This is a genomic window from Oceanicella sp., from assembly GCF_056449545.1.
In genome coordinates this window covers 19,688-41,180 of the sequence record NZ_JBWOMN010000022.1, presented here as the reverse complement: position 1 = coordinate 41,180, position 21,493 = coordinate 19,688, and the positions used below count along the sequence as shown (strand labels likewise).

The following is a 21,493-nucleotide window of genomic DNA, read 5'->3' as shown; positions in this document are numbered from 1 at the left end:
TCGCGCGGCCGGCCTCCCACAGCAACGACCGCCCCAAGGGCGTCGGAGGGACCCTCATGAGCCATCACCCCAAATCCGCCCTGGGACGAGCGGTGAACGGGCTGGAGGAATCGCTGATCGCGGCGATCCTCGGCCTGATGACCCTGATCACGTTCGCCAACGTCATCGCCCGATTCAGCGGCGCCAACATTCTCTGGGCGCTGGAGGCGACGAGCTACCTGTTCGCCTGGATGGTGCTGCTGGGCGCCAGCTACTGCGTCAAGGTCTCCGCGCATCTGGGCGTCGACGCGGTGCTCAACCTGCTGCCCGATCGTCCGCGCAAGATCCTTGGCCTGATCGCCGGGCTGTGCTGCATGGCCTTCGCTTTCCTGCTGCTCAAGGGCGGCTGGGACTACTGGGCGAATTTCGCCGGCTTTCCGGCCACCGACGGGCGCTGGTTCCCCGCCGGATTCGAAGACAAGTTCCGCGACAAGGGCTGGTACGAGGTCGAGGACATCGAGATGCCGGCCTTCCTGCAGGGCTGGTTCTCGACCACCTTCAACGAGGGCGAGCCCTACGAAAAGATCCCCCGCCTGATCCCCTACGCGGTGATCCCGTTTTCCATGGCGCTGCTGCTGTTTCGCTTCGCGCAGGCCACCTGGCGGCTGGCGAAGGGCGACATCGACATGCTCGTCGCCTCGCACGAGGCCGAGGAGATGATCGAGGAGGCCGCCGCCGCCGTCGCCGCGGCGGAGGCCCCCGACGCGCCAGAAACGCCAGACGCGCCAGAAACGCCAGACGCGAAACCGGGGAAGGGCTGAACCCATGGAAGTCGCGATTCTCTTCGCCCTGGTCGTGGGGCTGATGCTGATCGGCGTGCCCATCGCGGTGTCGCTGGGGCTCAGCTCCATGCTGTTCCTGCTGGTCTATTCGGACACCTCGCTGGCCGCCGTCGCCCAGACGCTGTTCGAAGCCATGGCCGGGCATTACACGCTGCTGGCGATCCCGTTCTTCATCCTCGCCTCGACCTTCATGTCCACCGGCGGCGTGGCCAAGCGCATCATCCGCTTCGCCATCGCCTGCGTCGGGCATCTGCCCGGCGGGCTGGCGATCGCCGGCGTGTTCGCCTGCATGCTGTTCGCGGCGCTTTCGGGATCGTCGCCGGCGACGGTGGTGGCCATCGGATCGATCGTCATCGCCGGCATGAAGCAGGTGGGCTACACCAAGGACTTCGCCGCCGGGGTGATCTGCAACGCCGGCACGCTGGGCATCCTGATTCCGCCCTCCATCGTCATGGTGGTCTACGCGGCGGCGACCGAGGTCTCGGTCGGGCGCATGTTCCTTGCCGGGGTGATCCCGGGCCTGCTCGCCGGGTTCATGCTGATGGTCGGCATCTACGTGGCGGCCAAGTGGAAGAACCTGCCCAAGGGCGACTGGCTGGGCTGGGAGGAGATCATCGCCTCGGGCCGCGACGCCGGCTGGGGGCTGTTCCTCATCGTCATCATCCTCGGCGGCATCTACGGCGGCATCTTCACCCCCACCGAGGCGGCGGCGGTGGCCGCGGTCTACGCCTTCGTGATCGCCAATTTCATCTATCGCGACATGGGGCCGCTGTCGCGCGCCGACGGCGGATCCGAATCGCTGGCCAAAAAACCCTGGGCGCTGGTGACCTTCCTGGTCCACAAGGACACCAAGCACGCGCTGTTCGAGGGCGGCAAGCTGACGGTGACGCTGCTGTTCATCATCGCCAACGCGCTGATCCTCAAGCATGTGCTCACCGACGAACAGATCCCCCAGCAGATCGCCGGGTCGATGCTGTCGGCGGGGTTCGGGCCGGTGATGTTCCTGGTCATCGTCAACGTGATCCTGCTGATCGGCGGCCAGTTCATGGAACCCTCGGGCCTGATCGTGATCGTCGCGCCGCTGGTGTTCCCGATCGCCATCAAGCTGGGCATCGACCCGATCCATCTGGGCATCATCATGGTGGTGAACATGGAGATCGGCATGATCACCCCGCCGGTGGGGCTCAACCTGTTCGTCACCTCGGGCGTCGCCGGGATGCCGATGATGCGGGTGGTGAAGGCGGCGCTGCCCTGGCTCGGAATCCTGTTCGTGTTCCTGATCATGGTGACCTACATCCCGTGGCTGTCCACCTTCCTGCCCACCGCCTTCATGGGGCCGGAAATCATCACCAACTGATCATCGCCGACCGGCCGGGCGCGCGCCCGGTCCGCGCCCGCGGCGCCCCGGGATCGGGGCGCCGCGTTTCGTCCGGCCCCCTTTCGCCGATCCCGGTTTTGCGGCAATGTCGCGCGTAACCGCGTGAAGGAGGATTCAGACATGGCCGCACAAACCCCCATCTGCGATTTCGGCTGGCAGGCGCCGGATTTCTCTCTGCCCGGAACCGACGGCGCGACCTGGACGCTGGAGGACGTGCGCGGACCGCGCGGCACGCTGATCATGTTCATCTGCAATCACTGCCCCTATGTGAAATCCATCGCCCACAAGCTGACCCGCGACGCGAAGGACCTGCTGGCGCTGGGCGTCGGGGTGGCGGCGATCTGTTCCAACGACGCCGCCGACTACCCCGAGGACAGCTTTGAAAACATGATCCGCTTCAAGCAGGCGCACGGCTTTCCCTTTCCCTACCTGCATGACGAATCCCAGGCGGTCGGCCGCGCCTACGGCGCCGTCTGCACCCCGGATTTCTTCGGCTTCGACGCCGATCTGGGCCTGCAGTTCCGCGGCCGGCTCGACGGCGCCGGGCGCAACCGCGACGACAGCCTGCCGCGCGAACTGTTCGAGGCCATGCGCCAGATCGCCGAGACCGGCAAGGGGCCGCAGGACCAGACCCCCTCCATCGGCTGCTCCATCAAGTGGCGCGCGGCGTGAGCGACGCCGCCCGGGCGAACGCCCCCAACCCCGACGACGCGGCCCCGCGCCTGATCCTCGACCTCGACGGCACGCTGATCGACAGCGCGCCCAGCCTGTGCGCCGCGGGCAACGGCGTGCTGGGCGAACTGGGCCGCGCGCCGGTGGATGTCGCCACCTATGCCGGCTTCGTCGGCAAGGGCATGCTGGTGCAGGTGCAACGCCTGCTGGAACACAGCGGCGGCATTCCCGAACAGGGGCTCGACCATTTCTATCACCGCTTTCGCGCCCATTACGACCCGCTGCTGCGCACCCGCGCCTATCCCGGCGCGCGCGAGGCGCTGCGCGAACTGGCCGGCGAGGGCTGGCGCATGGGCGTCTGCACCCAGAAACCCGAGGCCCCGGCGCGCATGGTGCTGTCGGCGCTGGGCTTTGACATGATCGAGTCCGTGGCCGGCGGCGACACCGTGCCCGGCGCGCTGAAGCCCGATCCCCGGCTGCTTGCCGCCGCCGCCGATCCGCTGGGATCGGGCCCGGCGATCTATGTCGGCGACAGCGAAACCGATGCGGACACCGCCCGCGCCGGCGCCATGCCCTTCGTCCTGCATCTGAACGGCTATCGCCACAGCCCGCCCGAGTCGCTGTCCCCCGCCGCCAGCTTCGATGATTTCGCCGCGCTCCCGGCGCTGGTCCGCGCCCTGATCGCCGAAACCGGATCCGGCGCCCGCGCCCCATGACGAAAATCTACATCGACGCCGACGCCTGCCCGGTGCGCGGCGAGACCCTGCGCGTGGCGCGCCGTCACGGGCTCGAGGTCCATGTGGTCAGCAATGGCGGCATCCGCCCCGACCCGGACCCGAAGGTGCATATGGTGGTGGTGGCCGAGGGCGCCGACGCCGCCGACAAGTGGATCGCCGATCGCTGCGGGCGCGGCGACATCTGCGTCACCGGCGACATTCCGCTGGCGGCGCGCTGCATCGAGAACGGGGCGAGGGCGCTGCGCCACAACGGCGACGCGTTCACCGAGGCCAATATCGGCCACCAGCTGGCCATGCGCGACCTGATGGCGGATCTGCGCGCCGCCGACCCGTTCCGCCAGGGCGGCGGCAAGGGGTTTTCGCGCGCCGACCGCTCGCGATTTCTGGACGCGCTGGAGCGCATGGCGCAGGCGGCGATGCGCGACGCCTGAGCCCCCGCCGATCCGTGTCGGATCAGCCGCCGCCACCGTCCCGCGCCAGCCGATGATCTGCCAGCCCGGCGAAGAATCCGATGCGCTGCGGGCTTTGCGCGTGGTGCATGCGCAGCGCGTGGATCAACAGGATTTCGGCGTAGCGTTCGACGATCAGGCTTTGGCCGGGACGCTCGCCGATCATCTCGTTGAACAGCAGCGGCATCACCGACAGGGGCGCGCCGGCCTCCGGGGCCTCGGCGGTCTTCAGGTGGATGAACGCCGGCAGATCGCTCAGCAGCGGGTGAATCGGCGCGCTGCGGTATTCGCAATGGCCGCAGACCACCCGCGTCGCGACCCCACCGTCGGCGAAAAGCGGCGCCTCGCCGGCGAAGGAGGCCATGGCCGCGGGCCCGTCCACTGGGGCGCTGCCGGGCCGGTCGCCCAGCACATGCCCCTGGCCGACGCCTATGGCGACATGAACGCAGGCGCCCACGGCGCCTTCGGCAAGTTTCCGGCGAAATTCGATTCCGGCCCGCACACCCACAGCGCGGCCTATGACGGCGTGGTCATCAAGGGGGTGATGACCAACCCGTTCGAAGGCGAGGCCGGGGCGCCGAAGCTGACCGCGGGCTCCTACTGGCACGTGCCGGCCAACGCCGTGCATTCCACCCTCTGCGTCTCCGACGCGCCCTGCGAGTCCTTCTTCCACTCGGACGCGAAATTCGACTTCATTCCGGTGAAGTGAGCGCCGCGCCCGGCGGCGCCGGTTCAAGGCGTTCGCGCGCAGCGAATTTCCGCCCCGGCGGCGGAAATGCCTTTCAATGCGCGCCCCGGTGCTGTTTGGTTCCGGGCAAAATCAAACGCGACGCGCAAGGAGACGCCCCATGGACATGCAATCGGAGAACCTCTGTTTCGGCGGACGCCAGCTGGTCTGGCGCCACAAATCCACCGCCACCGGCACGGACATGACCTTTTCGATCTTCCTGCCGCCGCAAGCGACCGAAGGCCCGCGCCCCTGCCTGGTCTACCTGTCGGGGCTGACCTGCAATCACGAGAACGCCACGGTGAAGGCCGGGTTCCAGCGGGTGGCGGCGGAGCTCGGGCTGATCGTGGTCTGCCCCGACACCTCGCCGCGCGGCGAGGGCGTGGCCGACGATCCCGACTACGATCTGGGGCAGGGCGCCGGGTTCTACGTGGACGCCACGCAAGCCCCCTGGGCGCCGCATTTCCAGATGTATTCCTACGTCACCGAGGAGCTCCCCACCCTGCTGCGCGCCAATTTCGACATCGCGCGCATGGGGGTCACTGGCCATTCCATGGGCGGGCACGGCGCATTGACCCTGGCCATGCGCCGCCCGGACCTGTTCGAATCGGTTTCGGCGTTTTCGCCCATCGTGTCGCCGCTGAACTGCCCCTGGGGGGAAAAGGCGCTCACCGCCTATCTGGGGCCGGACCGGGCCTTGTGGGCGGCCCATGACGCCTGCGAACTGGTGCGGGTGAAGGGCTATCCGGGCGAGATCCTCGTGGATCAGGGCGGCGCCGACGGGTTCCTGGAGGAACAGCTCAAGACCCCGCTGCTGGTCGAGGCCTGCGAGGCCGCCGGGCAGAAGGCCGCCATCCGCATGCAGCCGGGCTACGACCATTCCTACTACTTCATCGCCAGTTTCATGGAGGATCACCTGCGCCACCACGCGGCGGCGCTGGACTGATGTCTTCGCCCCCCGCCTGACCCCCCCGCCTGACCCGCCCGGCCAGCCCGCCCGGCCCGGCTAGCGCCGATTGGCCGGGTGGGCCTTTTCGTAGACCTCCATCAGCCGCGCCTCGTCGACCTCGGTGTAGACCTGCGTGGTGGACAGCGAGGCATGGCCGAGCAATTCCTGAATCGCGCGCAGATCGCCCCCCGCCGCCAGCAGATGCGTGGCGAAGGCGTGGCGCAGCGCGTGCGGCGTGGCGGTGGCCGGCAGGCCCAGAGTCTGCCGCGCCAACGCCATGCGCTTTTGCAGCGCCCGCGGGTTCAGCGGTCCGCCCCGCACGCCCAGGAATATCGCGCCCTGCGGCCCCGGATCCCATGGGCACAGCGCCAGATACTCGGCCACCGCGTCGCGCGCAGCGGGCAGGATCGGGGCGATGCGCGTCTTGCCGCCCTTGCCGACGATGCGCAGCGTGTCCGCCAGTCGCCCGCCCGGCGCCTCGGCGCGGGTCAGGCCCAGCGCCTCGGAAATCCGCATCCCCGATCCGTAGAGCAGCGTCAGCGCCGCCGCGTCGCGCGCCGCGATCCAGTCGGGCGCGTCGCCGGAACGCGCGTCGTCGATCAGATCCAGCGCCGCCTCGGGCGAAACCGGGCGCGGCAGGCGGCGCGGCGCCTTGGGGGCGCGCATGGCGAGCACCGCGGGGGCCTCCAGCCCCTCGGCGTCGCCCAGCCATCGGTAAAAGCTTTTCACCGCCGACAGCCGTCGTTGCAGGGACCGCGCCGACAGCCCGCGCCCGCGCTCGCGCGCCATCCAGCCGCGCAGATCCGACATGGAGACCCGCGCCAACGCCGCGCGCCCGGCGGGCCCGCCCTGATGCTGCGCCAGAAATCCCAGAAACCCGGCGATGTCGCGGCGGTAGCCGTCGATGCTGTGGGGCGAAAAATCCCGCGCCCCGCTCATCGCCGCCAGAAACCGCTGCAACAGCGCCTCGGCCCCGGCGGAGGCCGCCGGCGGCCCGGCCAGCGCCGCATCCCCCGATGTCCGGCGCGGCGCCACGGGCTCAGGCGACCCAGCGCCGGATGCTGCGCGCCACCACGCCGCCGAAAAAGGCCAGCAGATCGCCGCCCTGATCCGGTCCGAAGCGGTCCGGGTCGGCGGCGCCGAACACCAGCAATCCCGGCGGCGCGCTCTTGCCGAAATCCAGCCGCACCAACGCCTCGGATCCGATCTCGGCGGCATCGGCCCCGAACACCGAATTGTCGCCTGCCGCGTGCCGGCGCAGCACCACGTCGCGATGCGCCTGATCGCGGCCGATGCGCATATAGGCGGCGACGCCCCCCGGCGGCAGCGGTTCGATCACCGACCCGGCGATCACGGCGTCAAGCGCCTCGCCGGGGGTCTCGCGGGTTTCGAGGCACAGGCGCAGCCGCTCCACCGACAGCATCCGCGGCGCTTCGCCCGCCAGCACGTCGAGCACGTCCGAAAACCGCGTCGGGGCCAGCACCGCCAGCACCGCGCGGTGGATCTGGTTCGCGCCGGCGATGTTTTCATAGGCCGCCGAGATCACCTCGCGATGGGTTTCCTCCAGTTCGCCAAGCTGGGATTCCAGCCTTTCGATCAGCACCCCGCGCAGATCGACGATTCGCCGCGCCCCGGCGCCCCCCCGGTCGCGATGCCGGTCATGGGCCTGCACCAGCGCCTGCATCACCGCCATGTCGTCCAGCACGATCCCGGGTTCGGCGAGGATCCGCGCGCGAATGGCGCCGTGATCGTCGTCGATCCCGGCCGCCTCCGCCTTTGCCTCCGCCTCGTCAGACAATGCTCTGCCCGGTCTTGGCCCAGTCGGCCATGAAATCCGCCAGCCCCTTGTCGGTCAGCGGATGCAGGGCCAGCTTGCGCAGCACCGCGGGCGGCACGGTGACCACGTCGGCGCCGATCCTGGCGGCGTCGCGCACATGGTTGACCGAACGGATCGAGGCGGCGAGGATCTCGGTCCCGAAATCGTAATTGTCGAAGATCTGGCGGATGTCGGCGATCAGGTCCATGCCGTCGAGCCCGATATCGTCGAGCCGCCCGATGAAGGGCGACACGAAACTCGCCCCCGCCTTGGCCGCCAGCAGCGCCTGCGTGGGGCTGAAGCAGAGCGTGACATTGACCATCCGCCCCTCGTCCGACAGGGTCTTGCAGGCTTTCAGCCCGTCCCAGGTCAGGGGCACCTTCACCGCGATGTTGGGCGCGATGGCGGCCAGCTTGCGGCCCTCGACGATCATCGCCTCGGCATCCGTCGCCGCGACCTCGGCAGACACCGGCCCGGGCACAAGGTCGCAGATTTCGCGGGTGACTTCGATGATGTCGCGCCCCGATTTCATGATAAGCGAGGGGTTGGTGGTCACCCCGTCCACCATGCCGGTGTCGGCAAGGGCGCGGATCTCGTCGATTTCCGCGGTGTCAACGAAGAATTTCATGATGTGCGTTCCGATCTTTCGCGCGAGGCGCCGGCGGCGCGGCCCGATATCTGCGTCACGGCGCGCCCCGGCGGGCGGCCTGTTTTCCGGCGCGCATCCTAGACCAGCCCGCGGCGGGGGGCCACCGCGCATTGGCGGACGCGCGCCATGAAAGACGATGATTCGCGGCCTTGGGTCGACCCGGGCGCGCTGGTGGCGGTGCTCACCAGCCTGCCCATCGACCGGCCGCTGGACTACCTGGCGCCCGAAGGCGGCGTGCGGATCGGCGATTTCGTCGAGGTTGCGATCGGCCCGCGCAATTCGATCGGCCTGGTCTGGGGGCCGGGGGCGGGGGATTTCAACCCCGCCAAGATCAGGCCGATCCTGCGCCGTCTGGACCTGCCGCCGATGCCCGGCCCCATGCGCGAATTCCTCGACCGGGCCGCCGAATACACGCTGATCGACCGCGGCGCCATGCTGCGCCTCGCCACCCGCGCGCCGGGGCTGCGCGCGCCGCCGGGCAGCCGCAAGGTGCTGGGGCGCGGGCCGGCGCGCCCCGATCGCATGACCCCGGCGCGCGAAAGGGTGCTCGCCTTTCTCGACGACCATGACGGCATGCGGTTTTCGCCCGCGGAGCTGGGCGCGCTGACCGGGGTCGGCGCCGGGGTGCTGAAGGGGCTGGAGGATTGCGGCGCCCTGACCGCCGGACAGGCCCCGCGCGATCCGCCCTATGCGCCGCTCGACCCCGACGCCGCGCCGCTGGCGCTGTCCCCGGCGCAAGCCGCCGCCGCCGCCGCCCTGCGCGCGGCGGTCGCGGCGCGCGCCTATTCCACCACGCTGCTCAAGGGGGTCACCGGGTCCGGCAAGACCGAGGCGTATCTCGAGGCCGTCGCCGAATGCCTGCGCCAGGGCCGTCAGGCGCTGGTGCTGCTGCCGGAAATCGTGCTGACGGCGGCCTTCCTCGCCCGCTTCGAGACCCGCTTCGGCGCCCGCCCCGCCGAGTGGCATTCGGCGGTCTCGGATCGCGAGCGCCGCCGCTGCTGGCGCGCCTGCGCCTCGGGCGAGGCGCAGGTGGTGGTCGGCGCGCGCTCGGCGCTGTTCCTGCCGTTTCGCGATCTCGGGCTGCTGATCGTCGACGAGGAACATGACGGCTCCTACAAGCAGGAGGAAGGCCCCCGGTATCACGCCCGCGACATGGGGGTGCTGCGCGCCTCGCTGAACGGCGCGGCGGTGGTGCTGGCCTCGGCCACCCCGGCGCTGGAAAGCTGGGCCAACGCCGATGCCGGGAAATACCGCCGCGTCGACCTGCCCGAACGCTTCGGCGCCGCGGTGATGCCCAAGCTGAGCGCGATCGACATGCGCCGCGCCGGCCCGGCGCAGGGCGAATGGATATCCGACCCGCTGGCCGAAGCCGCGCGCAGGCGCATCGCCGCCGGCGAGCAGACGCTGCTGTTCATCAATCGCCGGGGCTACGCGCCGCTGACCCTGTGCCGGGCCTGCGGGCATCACATGGGCTGTCCCAATTGCGACGCCTGGCTGGTGGAGCACCGGTTTCGCGACCAGCTCATGTGCCACCAGTGCGGCCACGCCGAGGCAACGCCGAAAGCCTGCCCCGAATGCGGGCGCGAAGACCGGCTGGCGGCGGTCGGGCCCGGGGTCGAGCGCCTGGCCGAGGAGGCGGCGGCGCGCTTCCCCGAGGCCCGCATCGCGGTGCTGTCTTCGGATCTGGCGCAAGGCGCGGCGGATCTGAAGGCGCGGATCGCGGCGATCGCGGCGGGCGAGGCCGATGTGATCATCGGCACGCAGATGGTGGCCAAGGGGCATAATTTTCCGCTGCTGACGCTGGTGGGGGTGATCGACGCCGATCTGGGGCTGATGGGCGGCGATCTGCGCGCCGCCGAAAAGACCTTTCAGCTGATCCGGCAGGTGGCGGGCCGCGCCGGGCGCGCCGAAAGGCCCGGCGAGGCGATGCTGCAAAGCTACGCGCCCGAACATCCGGTGATCCAGGCGATCCTGTCAGGCGAGGAGGAGGCCTTCTGGCGCCGCGAGGCCGCCCAGCGGCGCGCCGCCGGCGCGCCGCCCTACGGGCGCATGGCGGGGATCATCGTGGCCGGCCCCGATGACGCCCGGGTCTGGCGCACGGCGGGGGCGCTGGCCCAGGCGGGCGGGCTGGTGACCGAGGCCGCGGGCGCGGAGCTGTTCGGCCCGGCGCAGGCCCCCATCGGACGGGTGCGCGGGCGGTTCCGGGTGCGGCTGCTGGTCAAGGCCCCCAAGGGCGCGCCCCTGCAGACGGCGCTGCGCAAATGGCGCGCCGCGGTGCGCCCGGAGCCCGGCGTGACCGTGGTGATCGACATCGACCCCCAGAGCTTTCTCTGACGGCGTCGCCCGGCGCGCAAACCTGCGAGCGGGGCGCGGCCCAGCCGTCCCACCCGGCGCAAGCGCCGGGCCCCGGCCTGTGGCCGGGGAAAATCGGCCTTGCCGATTTCATGGGACGGCGGCGCAAACCGCGCGGTCAGCCTCCGAATCCGGGCGCAGGCGCGGCGGCGCGCTCCAGCGCCGGGTATCGGAAACCCAGCGTCACGCCGCGCATGGCGAAGAACGCCAGCATCGCCGCCCACAGCCCATGCACCCCGAACACCGGCGTCAGCGCCGCCCAGGCCAGCAGATAGACCGGAACCGATTGCAGCATGGCGTTGCGCATGTCCCGCGCCCGCGTCGCGCCGATGAAGATGCCGTCGAACATCCAGGCGGGCAGCCCGACCAGCGGCGCCGCCGCCATCCAGAACAGATAGTCGCGGGCCATCGCCCGCACCTCGGGCGCGGTGGTCATCGCGTCGATGATCGCCCCGCCCGCAACCGCGAACGCCGCCGCCAGCAAGGTCACGCAGCCAAGCCCCCACAGGCTTGTCAGCCGCGCCGCGCGGCGCAGCGCGGCGCGGTCGCGGGCGCCGAAGGCCACGCCCACCAGCGCCTCGGCGGCGAAGGCGAAGCCGTCCAGCGCGTAGGCGGTGAAATTCATGAACTGCAGCAGGATCTGGTTCGCCGCCAGCGCCAGGTCGCCCTCGCGCGCCGACTGGAACAGAAAGAACGCGAACCCGAATTGCAGCAGCAGCGAGCGCACCATGATGTCGCCGTTCACCGCCGCCATGCGCGCCAGCTTCGCGCGGTCGAACACCCGCCCCCAGTCGCGCCACTGGTTGCCCGCGAAACCCGCGCGGCACAGCCACAGCCCCAGCGCGGCGCCGCTGGTCTCGGCGATCAGGGTGGCGATCGCCACGCCTTCCACCCCCCAGCCCAGCCCCAGCGCGAACCACAGATCCAGCGCGATGTTGAGCCCGTTCATCCACAATTGCAGCGCCAGCACCGCGCCGGTGCGCTCGGTCCCGATCAACCAGCCGTTCAGCGCGTAGAGCCCGATGGTCGCGGGCGCGCCCCAGATGCGGATCTGCAGATAGGCGCGGGTCAGCGTTTCGACCTCGACCGAAGCCGGGGACAGCGCGAGGGCCGCCCGGAACACCGCCCCCTGCGCGATCACGAAGGCCGCGCCCGCCGCCAGCGCCACCATAAGCGCGCGCATCAGGATCGCGCCCGTCTCGGCGTCGTCGCGGGCGCCGCGCGCCTGCGCCGCCATGCCGGTGGTGCCCATGCGCAGCGCCCCGAAGGACCAGTAGACGAAGCCGAGGATGATCGCGCCCACGCCCACCGCGCCGATCGGCGCCGCGGCCCCCAACTGCCCGACCACGCCGGTGTCGACGGCGCCGAGCAGCGGCACGGTGGCGTTGGACAGCATGATGGGCAGCGCGATCTTCAGCACCCGGCGATTGCTGAGCCGCATGACGCCTGTAGGGTCAGCCATCCAGCCGCGGCATGACGAAATGCCCGGTCGCCGCCGCGAAGGGCCGGGCGCGATTGTCCTGCCAGGCCTCGACCCGCACCGAGGCGTAGCGCCGCCCGGACCGATTGACGAAAGCCCGCGCATAAGCGTCGCGCGGCAGGCCGGTGCGCAGATAATCGACGGTGAAATCCACCGTCTTGGGCATGGGCGGGAATTCGCCCCGCTCGATCGCCGCCGCCGCCGGACCGCCGGATTCCATGCGCTGCCAGACGATGGACCAGGCCAGTTCCACCTGCGCCGACAGTTCCAGAAACGCCCCGGTGACGCCGCCATGGATCGCCGGCAGGAACGGGTTGCCGATCAGCTTGTCGCTGTAGGCGAGCTTCGCGGTCAGTTCGTCGCCCATGCGCTCGAAGCTCACGCCGAGGAACTGCGCATAGGGGATGCCGCCGGTCAGCCGGGTCAGCGCCGCCTCGCGCCGGGCCTTGATCACCTGCACGGATTCGATCTTGCGTCTCGGGGCCGCGCCGGTCATGCGCCGCGCTCCTGCTTGGGCGCGCGATCCACGGTGAAGGCGCCATGGGCCGAGGCCACCGGGTCGTCGCTGTCGGTTTCGTAGGCCACGGCGCGCACGAAGGCCACCGATCGGGTGGCCTTGTAGCAGGTGGCGTGGGCGATCACCGCGTCGCCGGGGCGCGCGGCGCGCATGTAGTCGATGCGCAGGTCGATGGTGGCGGTGTTGGTCGGCCCCGAGGGATGGGTCATCACCGCCGCGCCGCAGCAGCTGTCCAGCAGCGCCGTCAGCACGCCGCCATGGATCACCCCGGTCGCCGGGTCGCCGATCAGGCGGGCGTCATAGGGCACGCGCATCTTCGCCTCGCCGTTGCCGATCGACAGCATCTCCATGTTCAATTCGCGAATATGGGGGATGGCGTTGATGAATTGCTGGCCCTGCCGCGCCTGTTTCCGAATCGCCTCGTCGTCGTTCATGTCCGGCCCTTCCGTTGCCCGCCATCGGTCTATCCCAGCCCGCCCGACCCTGTCGATGCGCCGCGGTCCAACCCGGCGCGGCGGCAAGAAAGTTCCCGACTCGCAAGTTGACGCTATTGCATCTTACGTCAACGTCAACCATATTCGATCCCGAGAATCGAAACCACACAGGGAACCCGGCATGACCGAGACCTACAGCACCATCAGCGAGATGTGCGCGGGCTTCAACGTGACCCCCCGCACCCTGCGATTCTACGAATACAAGGAATTGCTGTCGCCGGTGCGCGACGGCCAGAAACGCCTGTTCACCCATCGCGACCGCGCGCGGCTGAAGCTGATCCTGCGCGGCAAGCGATTCGGTTTCTCGCTTGACGAGATCCGCGAATGGCTGGAGCTTTACGACGTCAATGACGGGCAGATGACCCAGATGTCGCAATGGGTCGAACATGCCGAGGCCCAGATCGGCAAGCTCGAATCCCAGAAGGCCGAACTGGAGGACGCGATCAGCGAGCTTCACGACCTCGTGGATCAGGCCCGCAACGAGATCGCGAATCGCGAATCCCGACGCGCCGCGCAGTGACCGCCGGCGGGGCGCCGCACAGCGCCGCCGCATCCATTCGACCGCAGACGCTTTTCAAGGAAAACCGCCATGCCCAGCTACACGCCCCCGCTCCGCGACATGAAATTCGTGCTGCACGAGACCCTGAAGATCCACGAATCCGACATTCAGGGCTATGACGAGATGGACGCGGATTTCACCGCCGCCATTCTCGACGAGGCCGGCAAGATCGCCCGCGACGTGCTGGCCCCGCTGAACGCGGTGGGCGACAAGCAGGGCTGCACCCTGGAAAACGGCGTGGTGCGCACGCCCGAAGGGTTCAAGGCGGCGTTCGACATGGTGCGCGAGGGCGGCTGGACCGGGCTCGACTGCGATCCCGACTACGGCGGCCAGGGCATGCCCTATGTGCTGGCGACCGCGGTCGGCGAAATGCATTCCTCGGCCAACATGGCGTTCTGCATGTATGCGGGCCTGACCCACGGCGCCCAATCGGCGATCCACGCCCATGGCAGCGACGAACAGAAGGCCACCTATCTGCCGAAGATGATCTCCTGCGAATGGACCGGCACCATGAACCTCACCGAGCCCCATTGCGGCACGGATCTGGGGCTGCTGCGCACCAGGGCGGACCCGCAGGATGACGGATCCTACAAGATCACCGGCCAGAAGATCTTCATCTCGGCCGGCGAACACGACCTGTCGGACAACATCATCCATCTGGTGCTGGCCAAGATCCCCGGCGGGCCGGAGGGCGTGAAGGGCATCTCGCTGTTCATCGTGCCGAAATTCCTCATCAACGAGGACGGCTCGCTTGGCGCGCGCAACGGCGCGTCCTGCGGGATGCTCGAGGAAAAGATGGGCATCCACGGCAATTCCACCTGCGTGATGAATTACGACGAGGCCACCGGCTACCTGCTGGGCGAGGCGCACAAGGGCCTGCGGGCCATGTTCACCATGATGAACGAGGCCCGGGTCGGGGTTGGCATGCAGGGGCTGTCCCAGGCGGCGGTCGCCTATCAGAACGCGGCGGAATATGCGCGCGACCGATTGCAGGGCCGCGCCGTGACCGGGGTCGAGGCCCCCGAAAAACCCGCCGATCCGCTGATCGTGCACCCGGATGTGCGCCGCATGCTCATGGACCAGAAATCCTTCGTCGAGGGCGCCCGCGCCTTCACCCTGTGGGGCGCGACGCTGATCGACGCCGACCACCGCGCCGGCGACAAGGACGCCGCCGGGCTGATCGCGCTGATGACCCCGGTGCTGAAGGGGTTTTTGACCGACAAGGCCTATGAAATGGCGACCCAGGCGCAGCAGGTGTTCGGCGGCCATGGCTATATCGAGGAATCGGGCATGTCGCAATTCGTGCGCGACGCCCGCATCGCCATGATCTACGAGGGCGCGAACGGCGTGCAGGCGCTCGACCTCGTGGGCCGCAAGCTGGCGCAGGACGGCGGCAAGCACGTGATGGCGTTCTTCGACATGGTCAAGGGCTTCATCAAGGACAATGCCGGCGACGCGGCGTTTGCGAAGGATTTCCTCGACCCGCTGAAACAGGGATCCAGGGATCTGCAGGCGGCGGGGATGTATTTCATGCAGCATGGCATGAAGAACCCCAACCACGCGCTGGCCGGGTCCTCGGATTTCATGCATCTGTTCGGCCATGTCTGTCTCGGACTGATCTGGGCGCGCATGGCCAGGGCGGCGCAGGCGGCGATCGACTCAGGCGCCGACGACCCGTTCTACGCCGCCAAGATCGCCACCGGGCGCTACTACATGGCGCGGATGCTGCCCGAGACCGGGCTGCGGCTGGCCCGCATCCAGTCGGGCGCCGACACGGTGATGGCGCTGGACGAAGCGGCGTTCTGAACCAGGTTGAAGCTTCGCGCCGGGCGCCCGCGCCCGGCGCGCCTCACGCCATGACGATCCCGAACCGGGACGGCCGGCGCCGATCGCAGACCGGGACGACCGCGCCAGGACCCCGCGCGGCCGCCCGGACCTTTCAGGGAGAAACGAATGACCTACAAACTGCATTGCTTCGGCCAGTCCGGAAACGCCTACAAGGTGGCGCTGTATCTGCAACTGGCGGGCGCCGACTGGGAACCGGTCTTCGTGAATTTCATGGAGGGCGCGCATCGCGACCCGGCCTTCACCGCGCTCAACGAAGTGGCGCAGGTGCCGGTGATGGAGCATGACGGGCTCTGCCTCAGCCAGTCCGGGGTGATGCTCGATTATCTGGTGGAAAAGGAAGGCAAGTTCGGTTGGGCCGATTCCGACGAGCGCCGCGAGGTGCTGCGCTGGCTGTTCTGGGACAATTATTCGTTCACCAGCACCCTCGCGCCGCTGCGCTTCATCGCCCACTTCCTGCCCGAGGACAAACGCGACCCCGGCGCGCTCGCCTTTCTGAGCGGGCGCATGCGCATCGCGCTGAAGGCGCTCGACAAACGCCTCGAAAATCGCGATTTCGTCGCCACGCCGGGGCTGTCCATCGCCGATCTGTCGATCTGCGGCTACCTGTATTACGACGGCGAACTGCCTTTCGAGCTCGCCGAATTCCCCAACATCACCGCCTGGCTGGCGCGCATCAAGGCGATGCCCGGCTGGGTGGCGCCCTATGATCTCATGCCGCTCAAGGCCTGACCGGAAAGGACCGCTTCAGATGACCGAGGCTTACATCTTCGACGCCGTGCGCACCCCGCGCGGCAAGGGCAAAAGCGACGGCAGCCTGCACGAAGTCACCTCCGTGCGCCTGTCCGCCGAGGTGCTGAACGAATTGATGCGCCGCAACGAGGGGCTCGACACGTCGCAGGTCGAGGACGTGATCTGGGGCAACGTCACCCAGGTCGGCGAGCAGGGCGCCTGCCTGGCGCGCTCCGCCGTGCTGTATTCGGATTTCGACGAACGCGCGCCGGGCCTCGCCATCAACCGCTTCTGCGCCTCGGGGATGGAGGCGGTGAACCTCGCCGCCAACCAGGCCAAGGGCGCCGGCGGCATGTATGTGGCCGGCGGGGTGGAGATGATGTCCCGCGTGCCCATGGGATCGGACGGCGCGGCGATCGCCGTCGATCCGACGCTGGCGATGAAGACCTATTTCGTGCCGCAGGGCATCTCGGCCGACATCATCGCCACCAGATACGGGTTTTCGCGCGACGATTGCGACGCCTACGCGGTGGAAAGCCAGAAGCGGGCGGCGAAATCCTGGGAAGAAGGCCGCTTCGCCGGATCGGTGATGACCGTGCGCGACCAGAACGGCCTGCCGATCCTCGATCGCGACGAATTCCTGCGCCCGGGCACCGACATGCAGAGCCTCGGGGGATTGAAGGCGTCCTTCAAGGACATGGGCGAGACGATGCCCGGCTTCGACGCCGTGGCGCTGCTGAAATACCCGGAGATGGAAAAGATCAACCACGTGCACCACGCGGGCAATTCCTCGGGCATCGTCGATGGCGCCTGCGGGCTGCTGGTGGGCTCGCTTGAGGCCGGCGAGGCCATGGGCCTGAAACCCCGCGCCCGCATCAGGGCGGTGGGGCGCATCGGCACCGACCCGACGATCATGCTCACCGGCCCGGTGCCGGTGACCGAAAAGATCCTCGCGACGGCGGGCATGAGCATCGCCGACATCGACCTGTTCGAGGTGAATGAAGCGTTTGCCGCCGTGGTGCTGCGCTTCATGCAGGCCTTCGACGTGGATCATTCGAAGGTCAACGTCAATGGCGGGGCCATCGCCATGGGCCACCCGCTGGGGGCCACCGGGGCGATGATCATCTCCACCGCGCTGGACGAACTGGAACGCTCCGGAAAGGGCACGGCGCTGGCCACGCTCTGCGTCGCCTCGGGCATGGGCGCCGCGACGATCATCGAGCGGGTCTGATGCCGAAAATCGACATCGACGCGGTCCCGGTGCAGCGCGGGTCGTCCTATCCCGAACCCCACGCCGCCGAGATGGGCAGCCGGGCGTTTCGCGATCTCGGCGACGCCGCCGGGCTGACCCAGTTCGGCGCCTGCCTGGTGACGGTGCAGCCGGGGTCGAAATCCTCGCTGCGCCACTGGCACAGCCATGAGGACGAATTCGCCTGGATCGTCAGCGGCGAATTGGTGCTGGTGGAAGACGACGGCGAGACCCCGGTGAGGCCCGGCGACGCCATTGGCTGGCCAAGCAACACCCCCAACGGCCACCACCTGCTGAACCGCTCCGACGCCGAGGCCACATTCCTCGTCATCGGCACGCGGGCGCCGGACGATGCCTGCCACTATTCCGATGTCGACATGATCCACCGTCTTGAGGGCGGCCGCAGCCGGTTCACCCGGCGCGACGGCGCCCCTGTCGAATGACCGCAAGCAGCGGAAGGACCTGACAATGACCGATATTTTCAACTACTCCGTGGATTCCGACGGCGTCGCGACGCTAAGCTGGGACCTGCCGGGCCGCTCCATGAACGTGATGACGCTGGAGGGGCTGGAACAGCTTTCCAACGGCGTCGACAAGGCGCTGGGCGATGACGCGGTGAAGGGGTTGATCCTCACCTCTGCGAAGAAGGATTTCGCCGGCGGCATGGATCTCAACATCCTCGCCGGGATGAAGGCCTCGGCCGGGGACGATCCGGCGCGCGGGCTGTTCGACGGCGTGATGCAGATGCACCATCTGCTGCGCAAGATCGAACGCGCGGGCATGGCGCCCAAGACCAACAAGGGCGGCAAGCCGATCGTCTGGGCCTGCCCCGGCACCGCCGCCGGGATCGGGCTGGAACTGGGCCTCGCCTGTCACCGGCGCATCGCCGCCGACAACCCCAAGGCGAAGATCGGCCTGCCGGAAATCCTCGTCGGCATCTTTCCCGGCGCCGGCGGCACGACCCGGCTGGCGCGGATGCTCGGGGTCATGGCCGCGGCGCCCTGGCTGATCGAAGGCAAGATGTTCGCCCCCGCCAAGGCCCGCGCGCAGGGCGTCATCGACGAGGTGGTCCCGGCGGATCAGTTGCAGGCCCGGGCGAAGGAATGGGTGCTGAACGCCGCCCATGACGACATCATCAAGCCCTGGGACAAGAAGGGCTTCAAGCAGCCCGGCGGCGCCCCCTATCACCCCATGGGCTTCCAGACATTCGTCGGCGCCTCGGCGATGATCCACGGCAAGACCCAGGGCGCCTATCCGGCCCCCAAGGCGCTGCTGGCGGCGGTCTACGAGGGCATGCTGGTCCCCTTTGACACCGCCATCCGCATCGAGGCGCGCTGGTTCACCAGGGTGCTGATGAATCCCAGTTCCGAGGCGATGATCCGCACCCTGTTTCTCAACAAGGAGGCGCTGGAAAAAGGCGCCGTGCGCCCCGAGGGCGTGAAGGACATGCGGGTGAAGAAGCTCGGCGTGCTGGGCGCCGGGATGATGGGCGCGGGCATCGCCTTCGTGTCGGCCCGCGTCGGCATCGAGGTTGTGCTGATGGACCGCGACCAGGAGGCCGCGGATCGCGGCCTCGCCACCGTCGAGGGCCTGCTGGACCAGGGCGTGAAGCGCAAGAAGGTGACGGCGGAGCAAAAGGCCGAAATCCTCGCCCGCGTCACCGCCACCCCTGATTACGCGGCGCTCAAGGGCTGCGATCTGATCGTCGAGGCGGTGTTCGAGGATGTGGCCGTCAAGGCCGGCGTCACCCGACAGGCCGAGGCCGAGATCCCCGAGGACGCGATCTTCGCCACCAACACCTCGACCCTGCCGATTTCGGAACTGGCCAAGGCGTCGCTGCGCCCGGATCGCTTCATCGGCATCCATTTCTTTTCGCCCGTGCACCGCATGTTGCTGGTGGAGATCATCAAGGGCCGGCAGACCGGCGACGAGGCCGTGGCAAGGGCGCTGGACTTCGTGCGCCAGATCAGGAAGACGCCGATCGTGGTCAACGACGCGCGGTTCTTCTACGCCAACCGCTGCATCATCCCCTACGGCGCCGAGGCCAACCGCATGGTGGCCGAGGGCGTCGAGCCGGCGCTGATCGAAAACGCCGCGCGCCAGATGGGCATGCCGCTGGGGCCGCTGCAACTGGGCGACGAGACCTCGATCGACCTCGCGGAAAAGATCATGGTGGCGACCCGGGCCGCGCTGGGCGACGCCTATCCCGAAAACCCCGGCGACGCGGTGGTGCAGAAACTGTTCGATCTCGGGCGGCTGGGGCGCAAGACCAAGGCCGGCTTCTACGACTACGACGCGAAGGGCAAGCGCATCGGCATCTGGCCCGGCCTGCGCGACCTGTTCCCTGTGCGCGACGACCAGCCCGAGGTCACCGAGGTGCAGCACCGTCTGATGATGGCCCAGACGCTGGAGGCGGTGCGCGCGCTCGAGGAAGGCGTGCTCATGGACATCCGCGAGGGCGACGTGGGCGCGGTGCTCGGCTGGGGTTTCGCGCCGTGGTCGGGCGGGCCGTTTTCCTGGCTCGACATCCTCGGCGCCGGCAAGGCGGTGGAGATCTGCGACGGGCTGGCGGCGCGCCATGGCGAACGCTTCGCGCCCCCCGCGCTGCTGCGCGACATGGCCGACAAGGGCGAAAGCTTCTATGGGCGCTTCGCGGCGGACAAGCAGGCCGCCTGACCCCGCCGCCGCAGGCGAAAGCAAGAACGCCCCGGACGATGGTCCGGGGCGTTTGTTCGCGTTCCTGTCCGCGCGTCCGGCCCATGCCGTCGCGCTGCGTGGTCGTCAGGCGGCCTTGCCGTCGGACCTGCGCGCGAAGAAGGCCAGCGCCCCCACCACCGCGGCCATCAGCGGCACGCCCGCGGGCAGCGGCACCGCCCCGACGATCACGTCGATGGACGTGGAGCCGAGCGAAGCCATGCCGTTGAAGGCTTCCAGGTTGAACGTGTAAGTGCCGTTGGCCTGGGGCGTGCCCGAGAACCCGAATCCCAGGTTCCAGGATTGCTGGGACAGGTTGTTGTTGGCCTTCAGCTGAAAGAACGACGGCACCCCTGTGGCCTCCGCGCCAGCGCCTTGAGCCGTCCCATTGTCGCCGAACGAGTGGTCAGCAAAAAGCACCGCATAAGGATCGAACGGAGCCGCGGTCACTCCCGGGCCGGACATGGACAACTGGTAGCTGAGATCACCGATCTTGCGCCCGCCCGCCGAGCCGTCGAAATCGGTGTTGATCGACCATTCGAAGTTGAAGATCGACCGGTTCGCGGGCGCGACGGAATTCGCCGGATCGAACTGGTAGGTGTGATCGCCGTCGTAGTTGAACGTGTTCTCCGCCACGCCCGCCAAGTTGTAGCGCAGCTTGCCGCGCAGGGCCAGTTCCAGGCCGTTGCTCTGAATGCCGGTGAAGGATCCGTTGGCGTTGCCCGATCCGAAGATGACGTTATTGGTGACATTGCCGGTGCCGCCGACCGGCACGGCCAGCGCGGCGCCTGCGATTCCGAATGACAGCGCGGCGGCCAATGCGATTGAAAACTTCATGATGTCGTTCCCTTCCGTGAAGGTTACGCGATTTCGATAAACTCATATGAATGCAAACACCGGGTTACGTTAACCCGAGGCGCGGCGTTCATCAATGTCTAAATCTGGAAACCACCGCCCGCCACCCCGCCAAAACCCATCCATTGCAGGGATTTCGCCGGAAAGCGACGATCACGGCGGCCCGGGGCGGATCGAAGCGCCGCCCGGGCAGGTTGACGCGGCCCGCAGGCGATGAACGCCGCCCCGATTCCCCGCCGCAAGCCGGGGCCGCAATTGGGACCCGATCGGCCCCGCGCCGCCGTGATTGCCGCGCACTATCCGGCTCGGCGTTCCGAAACCGCCCCGCATTCGGCCCGATTTCGGCCCGCGAGGCCGCCAGGGGCCGGGCTGGCGAACGAAGCGCGGGGGGACGCCGCCTGACCTCATGGATCCGATCGGCCGGGCCGGACCGGGCGACGGGCTGGCGCAGCCGGGCCGGCAATTCGGGCCGGACCCGCAGACCGGGCGCGCGCCGGCTCTTCACAGGCGACGCGATG

General features: G+C 68.9%; 22 protein-coding genes. 14 read left to right on the top strand and 8 right to left on the bottom strand.

Translation table 11 applies throughout. The features are described from left to right. Window positions 1–56 precede the first annotated feature (56 nt). The 5 genes from AC1HC7_RS03905 (at window position 57) to AC1HC7_RS03885 (ending at window position 4,039) form a co-directional block, all read left to right on the top strand. Window positions 57–800, top strand: a complete 744-nt coding sequence (locus AC1HC7_RS03905; RefSeq protein WP_479498704.1) for a TRAP transporter small permease — start codon at window positions 57–59, stop codon at window positions 798–800. A gap of 4 nt (window positions 801–804) precedes the next feature. Beyond that, the gene (locus AC1HC7_RS03900) at window positions 805–2,178 is read left to right on the top strand and encodes a TRAP transporter large permease (RefSeq protein WP_479495693.1); all 1,374 of its coding nucleotides are present in this window, start codon (window positions 805–807) and stop codon (window positions 2,176–2,178) included. A gap of 141 nt (window positions 2,179–2,319) precedes the next feature. Then, window positions 2,320–2,871 (top strand): thioredoxin family protein, encoded by a 552-nt coding sequence (locus AC1HC7_RS03895; RefSeq protein ID WP_479495692.1) that lies wholly within the window; start codon window positions 2,320–2,322, stop codon window positions 2,869–2,871. Continuing rightward, complete coding sequence (locus tag AC1HC7_RS03890; protein ID WP_479495691.1) at window positions 2,868–3,587, top strand: HAD-IA family hydrolase; 720 nt, start codon at window positions 2,868–2,870, stop codon at window positions 3,585–3,587. Before AC1HC7_RS03895 ends, AC1HC7_RS03890 begins: the two co-directional genes overlap by 4 nt. After that, window positions 3,584–4,039, top strand: a complete 456-nt coding sequence (locus AC1HC7_RS03885) for a YaiI/YqxD family protein (protein WP_479495690.1) — start codon at window positions 3,584–3,586, stop codon at window positions 4,037–4,039. The genes AC1HC7_RS03890 and AC1HC7_RS03885 overlap by 4 nt, the downstream gene beginning before the upstream one ends. A 22-nt stretch (window positions 4,040–4,061) precedes the next feature. On the opposite strand, the gene AC1HC7_RS03880 is transcribed toward AC1HC7_RS03885, so the two are convergent. After that, on the bottom strand, window positions 4,062–4,439 hold the full coding sequence (locus tag AC1HC7_RS03880) for a cupin domain-containing protein (RefSeq protein ID WP_479495689.1): 378 nt from the start codon (window positions 4,437–4,439) through the stop codon (window positions 4,062–4,064). Between the two features lie 30 nt (window positions 4,440–4,469). On the opposite strand from AC1HC7_RS03880, the gene AC1HC7_RS03875 reads away from it, so the two are divergent. Both AC1HC7_RS03875 and fghA read left to right on the top strand, forming a co-directional pair. Continuing rightward, complete coding sequence (locus tag AC1HC7_RS03875) at window positions 4,470–4,766, top strand: DUF4437 domain-containing protein (RefSeq protein WP_479495688.1); 297 nt, start codon at window positions 4,470–4,472, stop codon at window positions 4,764–4,766. A gap of 139 nt (window positions 4,767–4,905) precedes the next feature. Further along, a complete protein-coding gene (gene fghA, locus AC1HC7_RS03870) occupies window positions 4,906–5,730 on the top strand; it encodes an S-formylglutathione hydrolase (RefSeq protein ID WP_479495687.1) in 825 nt (274 codons plus the stop codon). Window positions 5,731–5,790: 60 nt separating this feature from the next. On the opposite strand, the gene AC1HC7_RS03865 is transcribed toward fghA, so the two are convergent. The 3 genes from AC1HC7_RS03865 to fsa are packed head-to-tail and all read right to left on the bottom strand — an operon-like array spanning window position 5,791 to window position 8,177. Continuing rightward, on the bottom strand, window positions 5,791–6,735 hold the full coding sequence (locus AC1HC7_RS03865) for a tyrosine recombinase XerC (protein ID WP_479495699.1): 945 nt from the start codon (window positions 6,733–6,735) through the stop codon (window positions 5,791–5,793). Window positions 6,736–6,772: 37 nt separating this feature from the next. Then, window positions 6,773–7,531, bottom strand: coding sequence for a DUF484 family protein (locus AC1HC7_RS03860; RefSeq protein WP_479495686.1), 759 nt, complete (start codon window positions 7,529–7,531; stop codon window positions 6,773–6,775). Continuing rightward, window positions 7,524–8,177, bottom strand: a complete 654-nt coding sequence (gene fsa / locus AC1HC7_RS03855) for a fructose-6-phosphate aldolase (protein ID WP_479495685.1) — start codon at window positions 8,175–8,177, stop codon at window positions 7,524–7,526. The genes AC1HC7_RS03860 and fsa overlap by 8 nt, the downstream gene beginning before the upstream one ends. Before the next feature lie 147 nt (window positions 8,178–8,324). Between fsa and AC1HC7_RS03850 the strand changes: the two genes are divergently transcribed. Beyond that, entirely contained in the window at window positions 8,325–10,532 is a 2,208-nt protein-coding gene (locus AC1HC7_RS03850) for a primosomal protein N' (RefSeq protein WP_479495684.1), read from the top strand. Between the two features lie 136 nt (window positions 10,533–10,668). Here AC1HC7_RS03850 and AC1HC7_RS03845 read toward each other — a convergent pair whose 3' ends face one another. From AC1HC7_RS03845 to AC1HC7_RS03835, 3 genes are read right to left on the bottom strand one after another with little or no spacing between them, the layout of a single operon-like run. Then, entirely contained in the window at window positions 10,669–12,012 is a 1,344-nt protein-coding gene (locus AC1HC7_RS03845; protein ID WP_479495683.1) for an MATE family efflux transporter, read from the bottom strand. Beyond that, entirely contained in the window at window positions 12,005–12,526 is a 522-nt protein-coding gene (locus tag AC1HC7_RS03840) for a PaaI family thioesterase (RefSeq protein WP_479495682.1), read from the bottom strand. The genes AC1HC7_RS03845 and AC1HC7_RS03840 overlap by 8 nt, the downstream gene beginning before the upstream one ends. Beyond that, window positions 12,523–12,981: a PaaI family thioesterase gene (locus tag AC1HC7_RS03835; RefSeq protein ID WP_479495681.1), complete on the bottom strand. Its 459-nt coding sequence runs from the start codon at window positions 12,979–12,981 to the stop codon at window positions 12,523–12,525. Before AC1HC7_RS03835 ends, AC1HC7_RS03840 begins: the two co-directional genes overlap by 4 nt. Before the next feature lie 181 nt (window positions 12,982–13,162). On the opposite strand from AC1HC7_RS03835, the gene AC1HC7_RS03830 reads away from it, so the two are divergent. From AC1HC7_RS03830 to AC1HC7_RS03805, 6 genes are all read left to right on the top strand, one after another. Further along, on the top strand, window positions 13,163–13,561 hold the full coding sequence (locus AC1HC7_RS03830) for a MerR family transcriptional regulator (RefSeq protein WP_479495680.1): 399 nt from the start codon (window positions 13,163–13,165) through the stop codon (window positions 13,559–13,561). Window positions 13,562–13,630: 69 nt separating this feature from the next. Continuing rightward, window positions 13,631–15,406 (top strand): acyl-CoA dehydrogenase C-terminal domain-containing protein, encoded by a 1,776-nt coding sequence (locus AC1HC7_RS03825; protein ID WP_479495679.1) that lies wholly within the window; start codon window positions 13,631–13,633, stop codon window positions 15,404–15,406. A gap of 147 nt (window positions 15,407–15,553) precedes the next feature. Beyond that, window positions 15,554–16,177: a glutathione S-transferase family protein gene (locus AC1HC7_RS03820; protein WP_479495678.1), complete on the top strand. Its 624-nt coding sequence runs from the start codon at window positions 15,554–15,556 to the stop codon at window positions 16,175–16,177. A gap of 19 nt (window positions 16,178–16,196) precedes the next feature. After that, window positions 16,197–17,408, top strand: coding sequence for an acetyl-CoA C-acetyltransferase (locus AC1HC7_RS03815; protein WP_479495677.1), 1,212 nt, complete (start codon window positions 16,197–16,199; stop codon window positions 17,406–17,408). Continuing rightward, window positions 17,408–17,869: a cupin domain-containing protein gene (locus AC1HC7_RS03810; RefSeq protein ID WP_479498703.1), complete on the top strand. Its 462-nt coding sequence runs from the start codon at window positions 17,408–17,410 to the stop codon at window positions 17,867–17,869. Before AC1HC7_RS03815 ends, AC1HC7_RS03810 begins: the two co-directional genes overlap by 1 nt. A gap of 25 nt (window positions 17,870–17,894) precedes the next feature. Beyond that, on the top strand, window positions 17,895–20,102 hold the full coding sequence (locus tag AC1HC7_RS03805; RefSeq protein ID WP_479495675.1) for a 3-hydroxyacyl-CoA dehydrogenase NAD-binding domain-containing protein: 2,208 nt from the start codon (window positions 17,895–17,897) through the stop codon (window positions 20,100–20,102). 105 nt (window positions 20,103–20,207) lie between these two features. Here the strand turns inward: AC1HC7_RS03805 and AC1HC7_RS03800 are convergent, their stop codons facing one another. Further along, the gene (locus AC1HC7_RS03800) at window positions 20,208–20,957 is read right to left on the bottom strand and encodes a hypothetical protein (RefSeq protein WP_479498702.1); all 750 of its coding nucleotides are present in this window, start codon (window positions 20,955–20,957) and stop codon (window positions 20,208–20,210) included. Window positions 20,958–21,493: the final 536 nt, after the last annotated feature.

Excerpts from the sequence above, each read along its gene's own strand:
- AC1HC7_RS03905 (WP_479498704.1), top strand. The coding sequence starts at position 57 with ATGAGCCATCACCCCAAATCCGCCCTGGGACGAGCGGTGAACGGGCTG.
- AC1HC7_RS03900 (WP_479495693.1), top strand. The coding sequence starts at position 805 with ATGGAAGTCGCGATTCTCTTCGCCCTGGTCGTGGGGCTGATGCTGATC.
- AC1HC7_RS03895 (WP_479495692.1), top strand. The coding sequence starts at position 2,320 with ATGGCCGCACAAACCCCCATCTGCGATTTCGGCTGGCAGGCGCCGGAT.
- AC1HC7_RS03885 (WP_479495690.1), top strand. The coding sequence starts at position 3,584 with ATGACGAAAATCTACATCGACGCCGACGCCTGCCCGGTGCGCGGCGAG.
- AC1HC7_RS03875 (WP_479495688.1), top strand. The coding sequence starts at position 4,470 with ATGCCCCTGGCCGACGCCTATGGCGACATGAACGCAGGCGCCCACGGC.
- fghA (WP_479495687.1), top strand. The coding sequence starts at position 4,906 with ATGGACATGCAATCGGAGAACCTCTGTTTCGGCGGACGCCAGCTGGTC.
- fsa (WP_479495685.1), bottom strand. The coding sequence starts at position 8,177 with ATGAAATTCTTCGTTGACACCGCGGAAATCGACGAGATCCGCGCCCTT.
- AC1HC7_RS03850 (WP_479495684.1), top strand. The coding sequence starts at position 8,325 with ATGAAAGACGATGATTCGCGGCCTTGGGTCGACCCGGGCGCGCTGGTG.
- AC1HC7_RS03845 (WP_479495683.1), bottom strand. The coding sequence starts at position 12,012 with ATGGCTGACCCTACAGGCGTCATGCGGCTCAGCAATCGCCGGGTGCTG.
- AC1HC7_RS03840 (WP_479495682.1), bottom strand. The coding sequence starts at position 12,526 with ATGACCGGCGCGGCCCCGAGACGCAAGATCGAATCCGTGCAGGTGATC.
- AC1HC7_RS03835 (WP_479495681.1), bottom strand. The coding sequence starts at position 12,981 with ATGAACGACGACGAGGCGATTCGGAAACAGGCGCGGCAGGGCCAGCAA.
- AC1HC7_RS03830 (WP_479495680.1), top strand. The coding sequence starts at position 13,163 with ATGACCGAGACCTACAGCACCATCAGCGAGATGTGCGCGGGCTTCAAC.
- AC1HC7_RS03825 (WP_479495679.1), top strand. The coding sequence starts at position 13,631 with ATGCCCAGCTACACGCCCCCGCTCCGCGACATGAAATTCGTGCTGCAC.
- AC1HC7_RS03820 (WP_479495678.1), top strand. The coding sequence starts at position 15,554 with ATGACCTACAAACTGCATTGCTTCGGCCAGTCCGGAAACGCCTACAAG.
- AC1HC7_RS03815 (WP_479495677.1), top strand. The coding sequence starts at position 16,197 with ATGACCGAGGCTTACATCTTCGACGCCGTGCGCACCCCGCGCGGCAAG.
- AC1HC7_RS03810 (WP_479498703.1), top strand. The coding sequence starts at position 17,408 with ATGCCGAAAATCGACATCGACGCGGTCCCGGTGCAGCGCGGGTCGTCC.
- AC1HC7_RS03805 (WP_479495675.1), top strand. The coding sequence starts at position 17,895 with ATGACCGATATTTTCAACTACTCCGTGGATTCCGACGGCGTCGCGACG.
- AC1HC7_RS03800 (WP_479498702.1), bottom strand. The coding sequence starts at position 20,957 with ATGAAGTTTTCAATCGCATTGGCCGCCGCGCTGTCATTCGGAATCGCA.